This window comes from Marixanthomonas sp. SCSIO 43207 (assembly GCF_019904255.1).
In the GTDB taxonomy this organism is placed as follows: Bacteria; Bacteroidota; Bacteroidia; order Flavobacteriales; family Flavobacteriaceae; genus Marixanthomonas.
The window spans coordinates 2,462,587-2,476,163 of record NZ_CP063203.1 but is presented as its reverse complement, the minus strand read 5'-3'; the positions used below and the strand labels follow the sequence as shown (position 1 = coordinate 2,476,163).

Annotated in this window: 17 protein-coding genes; 5 read left to right on the top strand and 12 right to left on the bottom strand. The window is 33.7% G+C overall.

All coding sequences use genetic code 11. The features are described 5' to 3' along the window. Positions 1-43: 43 nt before the first annotated feature. From msrA to INR76_RS11620, 3 genes are read left to right on the top strand one after another with little or no spacing between them, the layout of a single operon-like run. Positions 44-589 (top strand): peptide-methionine (S)-S-oxide reductase MsrA, encoded by a 546-nt coding sequence (gene msrA, locus INR76_RS11630; protein WP_223108135.1) that lies wholly within the window; start codon positions 44-46, stop codon positions 587-589. Then, positions 589-1,188, top strand: coding sequence for a GTP cyclohydrolase I FolE (gene folE / locus INR76_RS11625; protein WP_223108134.1), 600 nt, complete (start codon positions 589-591; stop codon positions 1,186-1,188). The genes msrA and folE overlap by 1 nt, the downstream gene beginning before the upstream one ends. Before the next feature lie 50 nt (positions 1,189-1,238). Further along, positions 1,239-1,547 carry a hypothetical protein gene (locus tag INR76_RS11620; protein WP_223108133.1) on the top strand — a complete coding sequence of 103 codons (309 nt, stop codon included), beginning with the start codon at positions 1,239-1,241 and terminating at the stop codon, positions 1,545-1,547. Between the two features lie 93 nt (positions 1,548-1,640). Here the strand turns inward: INR76_RS11620 and INR76_RS11615 are convergent, their stop codons facing one another. The 9 genes from INR76_RS11615 to INR76_RS11575 form a co-directional block, all read right to left on the bottom strand. Continuing rightward, on the bottom strand, positions 1,641-2,198 hold the full coding sequence (locus INR76_RS11615) for a type 1 periplasmic binding fold superfamily protein (protein WP_223108132.1): 558 nt from the start codon (positions 2,196-2,198) through the stop codon (positions 1,641-1,643). Between the two features lie 17 nt (positions 2,199-2,215). Beyond that, positions 2,216-4,615 (bottom strand): TonB-dependent receptor domain-containing protein, encoded by a 2,400-nt coding sequence (locus tag INR76_RS11610; RefSeq protein WP_223108131.1) that lies wholly within the window; start codon positions 4,613-4,615, stop codon positions 2,216-2,218. A gap of 35 nt (positions 4,616-4,650) precedes the next feature. Next, positions 4,651-4,983, bottom strand: a complete 333-nt coding sequence (locus INR76_RS11605; RefSeq protein WP_223108130.1) for a hypothetical protein — start codon at positions 4,981-4,983, stop codon at positions 4,651-4,653. Between the two features lie 101 nt (positions 4,984-5,084). Next, a complete protein-coding gene (locus INR76_RS11600) occupies positions 5,085-5,384 on the bottom strand; it encodes a DUF6787 family protein (RefSeq protein ID WP_223108129.1) in 300 nt (99 codons plus the stop codon). Beyond that, on the bottom strand, positions 5,381-5,803 hold the full coding sequence (locus tag INR76_RS11595; protein WP_223108128.1) for a DUF6146 family protein: 423 nt from the start codon (positions 5,801-5,803) through the stop codon (positions 5,381-5,383). The genes INR76_RS11600 and INR76_RS11595 overlap by 4 nt, the downstream gene beginning before the upstream one ends. 118 nt (positions 5,804-5,921) lie before the next feature. Then, positions 5,922-6,566, bottom strand: coding sequence for a DUF937 domain-containing protein (locus INR76_RS11590; RefSeq protein ID WP_223108127.1), 645 nt, complete (start codon positions 6,564-6,566; stop codon positions 5,922-5,924). A gap of 40 nt (positions 6,567-6,606) precedes the next feature. After that, the gene (locus INR76_RS11585; RefSeq protein ID WP_223108126.1) at positions 6,607-7,566 is read right to left on the bottom strand and encodes a D-2-hydroxyacid dehydrogenase; all 960 of its coding nucleotides are present in this window, start codon (positions 7,564-7,566) and stop codon (positions 6,607-6,609) included. 15 nt (positions 7,567-7,581) lie between these two features. After that, on the bottom strand, positions 7,582-8,649 hold the full coding sequence (gene serC, locus INR76_RS11580) for a 3-phosphoserine/phosphohydroxythreonine transaminase (RefSeq protein WP_223108125.1): 1,068 nt from the start codon (positions 8,647-8,649) through the stop codon (positions 7,582-7,584). 65 nt (positions 8,650-8,714) lie between these two features. Then, the gene (locus INR76_RS11575) at positions 8,715-9,776 is read right to left on the bottom strand and encodes an acyl-CoA reductase (RefSeq protein ID WP_223108124.1); all 1,062 of its coding nucleotides are present in this window, start codon (positions 9,774-9,776) and stop codon (positions 8,715-8,717) included. Positions 9,777-9,837: 61 nt separating this feature from the next. On the opposite strand from INR76_RS11575, the gene INR76_RS11570 reads away from it, so the two are divergent. Beyond that, the gene (locus INR76_RS11570; protein WP_223108123.1) at positions 9,838-10,188 is read left to right on the top strand and encodes a 4Fe-4S dicluster domain-containing protein; all 351 of its coding nucleotides are present in this window, start codon (positions 9,838-9,840) and stop codon (positions 10,186-10,188) included. Between the two features lie 62 nt (positions 10,189-10,250). Here INR76_RS11570 and INR76_RS11565 read toward each other — a convergent pair whose 3' ends face one another. Next, positions 10,251-10,781 carry a hypothetical protein gene (locus INR76_RS11565; protein WP_223108122.1) on the bottom strand — a complete coding sequence of 177 codons (531 nt, stop codon included), beginning with the start codon at positions 10,779-10,781 and terminating at the stop codon, positions 10,251-10,253. A gap of 208 nt (positions 10,782-10,989) precedes the next feature. Continuing rightward, positions 10,990-11,466, bottom strand: a complete 477-nt coding sequence (locus tag INR76_RS11560; RefSeq protein WP_223108121.1) for a hypothetical protein — start codon at positions 11,464-11,466, stop codon at positions 10,990-10,992. Positions 11,467-11,630: 164 nt separating this feature from the next. Here INR76_RS11560 and ychF point away from each other — a divergent pair, with 164 nt between their 5' ends. Continuing rightward, on the top strand, positions 11,631-12,725 hold the full coding sequence (ychF, locus tag INR76_RS11555; RefSeq protein WP_223108120.1) for a redox-regulated ATPase YchF: 1,095 nt from the start codon (positions 11,631-11,633) through the stop codon (positions 12,723-12,725). A gap of 4 nt (positions 12,726-12,729) precedes the next feature. Here the strand turns inward: ychF and INR76_RS11550 are convergent, their stop codons facing one another. Next, positions 12,730-13,548 carry a phosphatase PAP2 family protein gene (locus INR76_RS11550; protein ID WP_223108119.1) on the bottom strand — a complete coding sequence of 273 codons (819 nt, stop codon included), beginning with the start codon at positions 13,546-13,548 and terminating at the stop codon, positions 12,730-12,732. Positions 13,549-13,577: the final 29 nt, after the last annotated feature.

Below are 13,577 nucleotides of genomic sequence, written 5' to 3'. Positions count from 1 at the left end.
AACGAAGCAACTGTGTGCAACTTAATTTTATAAAAAAATTGAAATGAATACCAATATTCAAAAAATTGTATTTGCTGGAGGTTGTTTTTGGTGTACCGAAGCTGTTTTTCAGCGTATAAAGGGAGTTGAAAAAGTTGTACCCGGGTTTTCGGGAGGGCAGATTAAAAACCCTGCTTATCGCGAAGTTATCACCGGTCGTACCGGCCACGCCGAGGCTGTAGAGGTTACTTTTAATAGCGATATTGTAACGTTACAAACATTGCTAGAGGTCTTTTTTTCAACTCACGATCCAACAACATTAAATAAACAAGGTAACGATGTAGGTACACAATATAGAAGCGCTATTTATTTTACTACAGAAGAACAAAAAAATGTAATTGAGGCCTTTTTAAAACTTTTGAATGATAAAAACATTTTCAAAAACCCAATTGTGACTGAAATAAAACCATTTACAGCCTTTTATGAAGCCGAAGTAGATCATCACGAGTATTACAACCTAAACAAAGAACAACCTTACTGTCAATATATTATCAATCCAAAAATTAATACATTGCATACCCATTTTTCAGATAAACTAAAAACTACCTAATGGCATCATATAAATTTTTTGAAGAGTACAATGAATCTGTAACAAATGAATTAAAATCTCATTTTACTGAAATATTATCACAACTTGGTGAAGATATAAATAGGGAAGGAGTTGTGAAAACACCAGAGCGAGCTGCCAAAGCTATGCAGTTTTTAACTTCAGGTAATTCTCAAGATCCTGCAGAAATATTAAAATCTGCCATGTTTGCTGAAGATTATCACGATATGGTTGTTATAAAAGATATTGAGCTGTACTCTCTATGTGAACACCATATGCTTCCTTTTTTCGGAAAAGCACATATAGCATATATACCTAACGGGCATATTGTAGGGCTGAGTAAAATACCAAGAATTGTAGATGTTTTTGCAAGACGTTTACAAGTTCAAGAACGATTAACTCACGATATTCTTGAATGTATAAATACAACGTTAAAACCACAAGGTGTGGCAGTTGTTATAGAAGCTTCTCATTTATGTATGATGATGCGTGGGGTACAAAAGCAAAATAGTGTGACAACCACTTCAGGTTTTAGGGGACAATTTGAAAAAATTGAGACTAGAGATGAGTTTTTAAAATTGATAAGTAATGATTTGTCATAATTTTGGCAAACTTATTGCGTTGTATTTTATGTAATTAAATGCAAATCAATATGAAAAAATCAAAATATTCTTTACTTAAACAAGGTGTTATTTATGATTTAATCGGGATGGCGACTATGTTTATTCCGGTTCTCGGACCTTTTTTAGATATACTATGGGCTCCATATGCAGCAAAAAAAATGAGCGATATGTATGAGGGCGAACAAGGTAAAATAGCTTCTGTAGTTGTTTTTATAGAAGAAATACTACCTATTTCAGACTTTGTACCTACGTTTACTTTAATGTGGTTGTACACCTACGTTTGGCAAGGCAAAAAAGATCCTGTGCCTCAAACTATTGAAGTAGAAGTTAACGATTAAAACTTTCTGAATATATATTAAAAAACCTCTCTATTTAGAGAGGTTTTTTATTTACTAAAAATAGTAAAAGCTTAACTAGAGAACTCTTTAAAATTACTCTATAGTTAAATTAAAAGTTGCTTGAATGTCTGTTTCTCCACCAGCATCACCTAAAGATCCATCATTTGGTTTTTTAGGTTCGTGACGTAAAGTAAAAGTCATTGATCCGTTGCTAGCATCACCTGTACTTAAAATAAACTCTGTACCAAGTGGGTTACCGTCACCATCAAAGTTTGCATATTCTGTTGTTGCGTTTAAACCTCCAGCAACAGAATAAAAGAATTGGTGCTCTTCCGCTTCTTCTTGAACTTCTTCTGTAATGTTTTCTGCAGGGTCTTCAGTTTCATTTAACAAAACAATACTACCGTTATATGTAGCACCTGCAGTTAAATTACCCGATACAGTAACAGTTGGAGCATTAGGGCCGTCACCATCTAGATCTCTCGTTTGTAACGTTACTGGCGTTCCTCCACCATTAGGTAGAAGCGTTACAGTCATTGTTGTTATTACTTCTTCTTCGTTTACCGGCTCTGGATTTTCATCATCGTTTGAACAAGCTACAAATAGTAACGAAGCAAATAATAGTATACTTAATGATTTTAAATTTTTCATTTTTTTTGTTTTAGTAATTAATAATTGATTTTAAGATTAAGTAAAAAGTTTCTACCTAGATCATCTGCATAATAGCGCAAACGGTTTAGGTAATTACGGTAGGAAGTGTCAAATACGTTTTTAATGCCAAATCCTACTGTAAGTTTTGATTTTGTGTTTAAGTTAAAGTCTATGCTTGAGTCAAAGTCGAGTAGGTGGTAGGCGTCAGGAGGTGTGCTTACGTCTACAACTTCTCTAGTTTGAGTTTGCGGAATTAATATTTCAAAGTTATTATCTGGAAATTCATTTTGACGAAAAACATATTCACTTTTAAGTGAAAGTCTTAGGTTTTTAAAATTGGGGTTCTGATATACAATTCGGTTTTTTGTATTAACCGCAGGTATGTTTATTAAAGGTTCGTCTTTAGTTCTGTCATACCCTTTTACTAATGAAAATTGATGCTCAAATCGGAAATTTTGAGCAAATGCGTACGATGCGTCAATATCTACACCTAGCAATTCTGCATTGGTTTGCCTATACTCCCAAACTTGAAAATTACCTCTTATAGTTTGTTGTACACCAGTTGGCTCAATTACAATGAAATCTTTAATAATGTTTATGTATGGATTTATTGAAAAATTGAAGTTGGTGTTTTTCCTTTGAAAGGTCAGAGAAAACTTATTTCCTATTTCAGAATTAAAACGTAAATCACCAAGTTCTATCCGCGATGCCGAATGGTGTAATCCTTCACTAAATAACTCTGAAGGATTGGGTGCTCTAGAGGCTAGTGAATAATTAAAATACAAGCTGTAATCATCGTTAAATGAATAGGTAGTTCCAACCGTTCCTGAAACATTATAAAAATTAAATTCAGGATTGGTTAATATTTGATTATCAAGTTCTTCAATAACTATTTCTGGAAAAATCTGGTCATAATTACGAGATTCCCAAAAAGATGTTCTGTAAAATTTAAAAACATCCATATAGGTATAATCAAACCTACCACCTGCTTCTAATAACCAATTATCATTTACCTCATAATTGGCAATTACATACGCTCCAAAATCATATTTATCATAATCTGGAATTAAACGTCTTACACCGGTATTTGGGTCTGCAAAATTATTTTGGTATTTAGCCAATATTCCTGTTTTAAGATCTAAAGAGCTTGTGATTTTAGATTCTAGATCTAGCATTAACGTATGTGTATTGAGTTGTAGATCTAGCGAAGCTTTGTTTTTATCTTCTCCACGTCTTATATCATACTCCAGTCTGTGATTTGCTTGAAAATCATATTGAAAGCTAAGTTTTCCTAGTTTTTCAAATCTTTTAAAAGCTTTTAAACGAGCAAGATGATGCGTTACATCTTGTCTAGGAGCATCAATATCATAAGTAAAATCTCTTATTATTAACGGAAGTTCACTATTTATAGCGGTGGCTTGATCTTCTGCACCACCCAAATGCGAAGCCCTTAAAATTCCTATCTCATTTTTAAATAAAGAATAATAGCCTTCAATACCATAATCAAAACGATTGAGACCAATGTTAACAGATACATTACGCTCAAAAATTCCTGTGTTACTTAACACATAATCTGGAGCTTCAAAATCACCAAAGCGCTTAAGAGTACCTTGTATGGTTCCGTACCATCCATTTTGATAACTTTTGGTAAGTTGAGACGAAGTAGAAGTTCCTCTACCATTTGATGCAACTGTAAATAAGGTTTTTCCGTACAAGCTATCTTTAACAGGAACTTTTGCTGCTTCTGAAATAATTACTCCTCCCACAGCGTCACCGCTATATTGTAAAGCTGAAGCACCTTTAATAACCGTTAATTTACCAGCAGAATTAATGTCTACATTTGGAGCATGTTCTGCACCCCATTCTTGATCTTCCATCCGTACACCGTTATTGATAATAACAACACGACTACTATGAAGTCCATTAATTAAAGGTTTGATTACAGTACTTCCTGTATTTAACGAAGAAACACCGCTTAAACTATTTAAAGCATCTCCTAAAGAACCACTACTGAATCTTTCAATTTCTTCAGTGGATAGTTCACTTTCCAGAACAGTTTTTGATTTGTCTTTATAGGCTTTACCATCAATAGTTATTTGATTTAATTCTTCTAAATGATGCTCAAGTTTAAAGTTTCTAGTCGTGTTACCAAAAACTTTAACTGTAAATCCTTTAGTACTACATTCAGGATGCGATACTTGAATTGAATAACTTTGATTACACAACCCTTCAATGGAATACATACCATCTAGATCTGTTTGTACAGCTTGCTCAGTTCCTGCAACAATTAAAGTAGCTCCAACTAACGGAGAGTTATCGTGAATATCTTTTACAGAACCAGAAAGTGTATTATTACAAGTTTGTGAAATAAGAGTAACACTGCTTAATAGCAGTAATACCAACGCATACGTACGCATATCATTTTAATTAAAATAAAAATAGTTTTTGTGGATTAACTAAAACTATGCGGTGGTGCTCTTAACTGATAATTTGTGTTGGTGAAAGCGTGAAATAATGATGAAGTAGTTTCATTTTTGATTTTTAAAGCGATAGGTGCTGTTTTAAAATCTGGATAACTAATTACATCATAATTAAATGTTGTTACGGTAAAGTGGCAAATTTGACACTCAGGAACATCTTCATGAATATGGGTAGTAGAATCTGAACAGACTGTTTTTTCATGTCCTTCTAAAGAATGTAAAAATTGCACAGTTACCGGCAGCAAAAAAACTGCTACGAGTAATGTAGAGGCGATAAGGTATGCAATTTTATTTTTTAGAAACATAAGTCTCTTCAATCAAGATTTCTTCAATTTGCAAAGATAAAAAACAATTACCCTATATAAAACCAAAACCTTCTTTTATGATAAATTTATGATATGAATGTTTACGCTTTGATAAAGCGAAGTCCCATACTACGAAGCATTTTCTTTTCAAAAGCCCAGAAAAATTTAAACTCTCCAAAAAGCCATCCAAAAAAAACTAATAATACTTGATACGCCGGAAGTATAATAAGTATGCGTACAGGCCAATAAATATACCAACCGTGATTTTTTGTTATACCAATAGCGTCGGTTAATGGTTCAGCAAGTTTTGCTGACGTGCTTCCGGTAATCGCAAAAACAATTAAAATTACAGTTAGTTGCCAATTGGTAGTGATATTCCACCTTTGTTTTAATTTTTTCATCCTCTTCCGCCTGGTAATTTTTGATTGTATTGTTGTTGAAAATAAACAAAGTAATTATAAAGTAAATAGTTTACTTCATAGCCATACTCAACATTAAAATCATAATTAATTTCTTGCGGATATAGTGTAGGAGAAAATTGTTGTGGGTTGCGAGCTCTTGCATTGTACTCTGAAACAAACAATTGATTTTTAATTTCTAAATAATTTAATCCATAAAAACCTCTTGGAGGCTGTTGTAACAACCACGTATTAAATCTTGGTTCTATTATAATTACTTCATACTCAAGACTGTCGTTTGCTATACGAATGGTATCATTGCTTACAGTGCCTGAATCTACATCACCACCCATGGTAGATTTTGAGGCGTCACAACTATAAATTGCTAATGCTATACCTACTAAAAAAAGTAAATTTTTCATCATTATTCTTTTTATAAAGGTACAAAAATCGTCTGTAATAGTTTGTTTTATTTGAGAAAGCAAAAAACCGCGTTTATTGAAATAGACGCGGTTTACATATTTTTTTGAACGTATGGTATTATTTTCCGAAGAAACCACCAAGCATATCGCCTAGGCCTCCTTTTTTACTTCCGCCCAATACCATTCCGGCAACATCATCAATAATACTTCCGTCGTTATCACCATCAAGTAATGATTCAATTAAAGATTGTTCTTTCTGTTGTTCTTCTTGAGTGTTTCCAGCCATTAAATTTCCTAAAAGGCTGGTAATACCAGATTGCGAATCAACGTTTTGTTGTCTTTTTTCTTTTCCTAAATATCCTAGCAAAATAGGGGCAGCTACCTGTAAAATTTGCATCACAGAACTAGAATCAATTCCTGATTTTTTTGAAAGTGCTCCCACTACGTTGTCTTGAGAACCGCCTAAGACGTGCCCTAAAATACCAAGGCCATCAATTTTTTTATCTTCATTAACTCCGCCGCCAAAAAAACCAGAAAGGTTGTCTAATACATTACCGTCGTGTTTACTATTGCTTAATGCATTCATCAATCCCATTGCTCCTTCTTGAGAGTTTGCATTACGTTTCATAGCTCCCATTAAGATAGGTAAGCCCATTGATAGTACAGAAGCTGTTTTGTCTGCGGGTTGTTTGGTTTCGTTACTAATACCGCTTATTATTTGTTTACCGGTATCGCTATTTAATAAATCGAGTATTCCTGCCATTTTTATAAGATTAAAATTCTTTTAAATATACTTAAAAAACTTAGTTTACCGGTTTTAAGATGGATGCAATTTGCTCAGCAAGTTCTACTCCAATTCTATCTTGAGCCTCTTCTGTGGCAGCCCCTATGTGTGGACTTAAAGAAATATTACCATTCATAAGCACTTTTATAGCCGGAGAGGGTTCATCTTCAAAGGTGTCTAAAGCTGCAAAAGAAACTTTTCCTTTGTCTAGTGCTTCTACTAATGCTTTTTCATCTATTACACCACCTCTCGCAGCATTAATGATAGCAACACCGTCTTTCATCTGTTTTATTTCAGATTCGCCAATTAGGTAATTTTTTTGAGCTGGTACGTGTAATGTTATAAAATCACTGTGTTTGATTAATTCAGAAACAGGTTCGGTTTTAATTTTTAAGGTGATAGTTTGTCCATCATAAAAGTCAAGGGTTATATCTGCTTCACCTACATTATTATCGCTTGCTATTACTTTCATACCGCACCCTAAAGCGATTTTTGCTACTTCACGACCTATACGTCCAAAACCTACGATACCTAAAGTTTTTCCTCTTAATTCTTTTCCGCCGGCATAGTTCTTTTTTAATTCTTTAAATCGAGAGTCGCCTTCAAGGGGCATAGTTCTGTTTGCATCATGAAGATGTCTCACACCACCAAAAAGATGAGCAAAAACCAATTCGGCTACAGAAGATGAAGAAGCAGCTGGTGTGTTAATCACCTTTATGTCTTTGCTACGAGCATAAGCTACATCAATATTATCCATACCTACACCACCGCGACCAATGATTTTAAGACTTGGACAAGCGTCAATTATATCTTTTCTCACTTTTGTCGCACTGCGAACTAAAAGCACATCAATTGTGTTGTTGTTGATATAATTAATAAGTTGTTCTTGAGCAACTTTAACTGTAATTACTTCAAAACCTGCATTTTCTAATGCTTTTACGCCGCTAGCTGAAATACCGTCGTTTGCTAATACTTTCATCAATTTTTTATTTTTTTATGCTTTATTTTCTAATTCTTTCATTGTTTCAACTAATACCTGAACACTTTCTAGCTCCAAGGCATTGTACATAGAAGCTCTATAACCGCCAACGCTTCGGTGGCCATTTAAACCGTTAATTCCGGCTTCTTGCCAGAGTGAGTCGAATGTTTTGGCTAAACTTTCATCAACTAAGTTGAATGTTGCATTCATTGTTGATCGATCTTCTTTATTTGCCACAAAACCGGTAAAAAGAGGGTTTCTGTCTATTTCAGAATAGATTAATTCTGCTTTTTTGTTGTTTAGTTTTTCAATTTCTGTAATTCCACCTTTTTCTTTTAACCATTCAAGAGTTAGCATAGAAACATAGACTGCAAAAACAGACGGAGTGTTAAACATACTGTCTTTGCCTATATGAATTTTGTAATCCATTAAAGAAGGAATTTGCCTAGAAACTTGACCTAAAACCGACTCTTTTATAACAATTAAAGTAGTTCCTGCCGGACCCATATTTTTTTGAGCTCCGGCATAAATAATACTGAAATTTGAAAAATCCAATTGTCTTGAAAAAATATCACTACTCATATCACAAACAATTGGCGCATCAGTTTTTGGAAAATTTTTCATTTGAGTTCCAAAGATGGTATTGTTGCTAGTGCAATGAAAGTAATCAATATCTGAAGGAATAGAATAATTTTTTGGTATATAATTGAAATTTTGGTCTTTAGAAGAGGCTACTTCAACTATTTCTCCAAATAATTTTGCTTCCTTAATTGCTTTTGTAGACCAAGTACCGGTATTAAGGTAAGCAGCTTTTTTTTCTAAAACATTATAAGCTACTCGTAAAAATTCCATGCTTGCTCCACCTTGAAGAAAAAGAGCTTTATAGCCCTTATTTTGTAAACCAAGATGCTCAAGAGCCAATTCTTGCGCACGTTCCATAACGGCTACAAAGTCTTTACTACGGTGCGAAATTTCAATTAAAGATAAATCTAGATTATTGAAATTTAAAATTGCTTCGGAAGCTTTTTGCATTACCGATTTTGGCAAAACACAAGGTCCGGCACTAAAGTTATGTTTTTTCATTCCTTAAAATTTATTACAAAGATGCTAATTCTGAAGGCATTGTTGGTTAATTTGCTATTAATTTATCAAGATAGTTTTAACAAAAAATCTAGTGTGTCTACACCATCAGCATAATCCCATAAGTTTGGTGACTGCGCTTCACCAAAATTAATACCTTCTATTTTATCTGAATTTGAAACAACAGCTTGAATATTTGCAGACTCATTTTTAACTATGTTTTTTACATCATCTAGCGTTTCATAAACTTCATAAAAAACTACCGAAATAGGAGAGGAGAAGCCAGAATCTTCTTTCAGTAATAAAAACTCATTGTCTAGTAATGGCAGCTCACTCATTAAATAAACAGCTTTGTTATAATCATAATTATTGATGTATTTATGATTATTTATAACGTGTTTCCAAGAATACATTCCTTTAAAAAAAGTATCAAAGTTATATCCTTTTGGAACATACAACTTAGAAACATTGCGGCAGCCTAACCCAAAATACCGAAAAATGTCATCTGCCAATTGCTCCATATCTTCTTGAGTTTCGGTACCGGTTAATACAGCAACCGAATTTCTGTTTTTTCGGATGATATTTGGGTATTTACCAAAATAATAATCAAAATAGCGAGCGGTATTGTCACTTCCGGTAGCAATTACTGCATCAAAGTTGGGTAATTTTTCTTCTGAAAACTCTATGTAATCTTCAAATTCTGGTTCTATGGCAATTAAATATTTTGACAAAAATGGAAGTAATTGTTTGTCGTTTGAAGATAGTTTTGCCAAAACCTTATTGCCTGTAATTAATACAGAAAGAAAATCGTGAAACCCTACCAATGGTATATTTCCTGCCATAATCACAGCTACTGTCTTTGGTTCAACGGCAGAGATAGAATAGTTTGAAACCCATTTTTTAATGTTTGCTTCTGTTAGAGCTTGTGACCAACTTTTAAAGCTAAAGTGAATATTATCTTTGGTAAACCAACCATTATGATGTTTAGCAGTTTGAATTTTTTGTGACATTTCAGAAAAAAACTCATCATTTTTTGGAATGTCATCATTTCGTACCGAATTTTCTGAAGAAAATTGTTCAAGAAACCTTCCTAGGGTGCTAAAAGCGTTAATTCTTTGTTGTAATTGCATAGTTGTTTGGAGTTGCCCTTTTTAGGCATTAAATTTGTGCAAAGTTAGAAAAAGAAAACCGATGGCAATTATAATAACAGATGAATGTATTAATTGTGGTGCTTGTGAGCCTGAATGCCCAAATACGGCTATTTATGAAGGAGCAGATGACTGGCGCTACGCAGATGGTACAGATCTAGATGGTAATGTTGTGTTACCAAACGGAAAAGAAGTAGATGCAAACGAAACTCAAGAACCTGTAAGTGATGAGTTTTACTATATTGTGCCAGATAAATGTACTGAGTGTAAAGGTTTTCACGATGAACCTCAATGTGCTGCAGTATGCCCAGTTGATTGTTGTGTGCCAGATGACGATAACGTAGAAAGCGATGAAGAGTTACTGGCAAAACAAAGTTTTATGCATCAAGAGTAACTTTACAAATTAAAAAAGCCGCGATAATCGCGGCTTTTTTTTGTGGGGAAAATAAATAAGAATTATTTCATCTTATTTTTCTTTTTCATAGTCTGTTTTTGAACTTCTAGTTTATAAACGGTCGTTACAATTGCGTCTTTATCTTCATCATAACGTTCTACTACAAAATTTCCATTTTGGTTAAAGTAACCAAATGAATTTTCGCCATTTTCACTATAGATATAATATCCTTTTTGTGATGATGGACGTATGGTTGCAAACTCATTTGAAGTATTATCTTTAATAGCCATCATTTTATAACCTTTATCCTGAGCTTGAAATGAAAACTCTCTGTCGTTATTAGTATAATTAACGTTTGAGTCTATTTCAGATGGTAACATAACGGTTGAAAAGTTTGTGTTATCTGAAGACTCATCGTTTAAAGCAATAACTTGATTTTCAGATTTTGTTACTTCTTTCGTGTCTACTTCAACTCCTTTGCTATCTTTTACATAGGTTTTGGTAGTTGTGGTTTCTGTCTTCTTATTTTTATTTTCTTGTGCAAAAGCAGAAGAGAATGCTGCTAATGCCATAATTAAAATTATCCTTTTCATAATTTATAGATTTAATAATTGTTTGATTAATAACAAAGTAAATATAGAAGTAGGCTTTGTTAATTTCAGAAAACAGTTTGGTAAGACTTTGCTAAACTTATCTCGTTTTAACACCTTTTTGTATAAAAATTCTTAAAACCAACTTAATATATAAAGAAAAAGCCTCAAATAAATTTGAAGCTTTTTTAAATTATGTATGTGAATAGAATTAGTTATCCTTTTTAAGCTTGGCCATTCCTTTAGGACGACTTTCTAGATTTTGTCGCCTAGCTTCCATTTCGCGTTGCATCTCTTTTTTCTTTTCTAATAAACGCTGACGTTCTTTTTCGGCTTTTGCTTTTTGAGCAGCAATGCTAGCTTTTAGTTCTTCACTTTTTCTATTCATATTCTGCTGCATTTTCCTGGCGTTTTCAGTATCTACAGAAGTTTCGTCCTCAACAACTTTTTGAACTTTATCAGAATTTGACTTTACAACTTTTGCTTCTTGATCTTGCTGTTCTGTTCCTTCAACTTGAACAACCTCTTTGTCCTCATTTACTTCTTGTACAACTTTAGTATCTACCTTGGTGTCTTTTACAACTACCTTTTTGGTAACGGTTTCTTTTTTTACATTCTTATTTTCTTGAGCATTTACAGCAACAGAAACAAACAAAATAGCAATAAATGAATACAGTAACTTTTTCATGATTTAATTGTTTGGTTATTATAATATTAAAAGTAAGCTACAATCTGTTAAAGTAAAGTAAATGCGCAGCTAAAGTTTTCCCATATTTTCTTTTCAATTGTATTTAATAAATCATTTATATTGTTTGTTAATAGTGTATATTTGCGCCCAAATTTTAAAGTAATATGAAAGCAGGAATTGTAGGATTACCAAACGTAGGGAAATCAACACTATTTAATTGTTTGTCAAATGCAAAAGCACAAAGTGCCAACTTTCCGTTTTGTACTATTGAACCTAATATTGGTGTTGTAAATGTTCCAGACAACCGTTTGATAAAACTTGAAGAATTGGTTAATCCTCAACGAGTGTTGCCTGCAACTGTTGAGATTGTTGATATTGCCGGTTTGGTGAAAGGAGCCAGCAAAGGAGAAGGACTAGGAAATCAATTTTTAGGAAACATACGAGAAACAGATGCCATTTTGCACGTTTTAAGGTGTTTTGATAATGATAATGTTGTTCACGTTGATGGTAATGTAAATCCTGTACGTGACAAAGAAACTATCGATATTGAACTACAGTTAAAAGATCTAGAAACTACCGAAAAACGTCTTGATAAAGTTCAGCGAGCTGCAAAAACCGGAAATAAAGAAGCTCAAAAAGAAGAAGCAGCTTTGCTGAAAGTGAAAGAAGGGTTAGAAAGCGGTATCTCTGTAAGAGCTATACAATTAACAGATTCTGAAAGAGAAGAGTTTATTGATCAAATGCAATATATTACAGATAAGCCTGTATTATATGTTTGTAATGTTGATGAAAATTCAGCAGCAACAGGAAATGATTATGTTGAGCAAGTTAAAGAAGCTGTTAAAGATGAAAACGCCGAAGTGTTAGTATTGGCAGTAGGAACAGAAGCCGATATTACCGAATTGGAAACCTTTGAAGAACGTCAAATGTTTCTAGAAGACTTAGGTTTAGAAGAACCCGGATCTGCAAAGCTTATTCGAAGTGCTTACAAACTCCTTAATCTGGAAACCTATTTTACTGCCGGTGAAAAAGAAGTTAGAGCTTGGACAATTCCAATAGGATCAACAGCTCCACAAGCAGCAGGTGTTATTCATACCGATTTTGAAAAAGGATTTATACGTGCGGAAGTTATTAAGTATGATGATTTTGTAGCGTATGGAAGTGAAGCCAAAGTTCGTGATGCAGGAAAACTAGGAATAGAAGGGAAGGAGTATATCGTTAAAGATGGCGATGTAATGCATTTTAGGTTTAACGTTTAAAAGATTAAAACTTCATTTGTAGCCCAATTCCTCTGTAAAAATCTCCTGTTGCAGACATTCCTGCGCTAGGAACTACTTCAATTGTATTATTTTCAGATTTATGTAATTCGGGCACAAAGTAACCCGTTACAGCACCCAGACCATAACCTAAAAGAACATCGGTCAAAAAGTGTTGTCCAGCTTTTATTCTGAAATATCCCACTGTTGCCGGAATTACTGCCGCGCCTGTCCATACCCATACTTTTGCAGGACTATCTGGGTTAAAATCACTATAAACTTTTGCGGCAAAAAATGTTGCCGTAGCTGCAGCCGCAACGTGACCCGAATAAAATGATCGTTGACCATTATTAATCAAACGTCTTTCTAAAGATACATTTTCATTATAGACGTAAGGCCTACTTCGGTTTACTAGTCCGGCCGTAACGGTGTATAATCCTGCGGTAGTGGAAAGACTTTCTAAATAAAGCCCTAATACTTGTGCTGTATGCTCATTGATGTTATCATCAAAAAGTAGAACAAATGGAGACGCAAAGGACATAGCAAACGGTATGTTGCTTTGCGCAATTGCAGATTCTGAATTATAACCTACTGCCCAACGGTCAATGAAGTTTATATTATCTTGATTGGCAACTTCTTGCATCAACTTTTCTTCAGTAAGATCATCTTTGTTTATTATTAAAGAGTAACCGGTAATTGTGGTACCCAAAGCAGCTCCAGTCCATATACCATCACGAACCCATTGCCACTCATATGGTGAATTACTTTCTTGTGAAAAGCTTGTAAAGGAGGTTAAAATGAGTACTAAGAGTGTGATATTTTTCATAATACCATTAAATATATAACTATAATGCG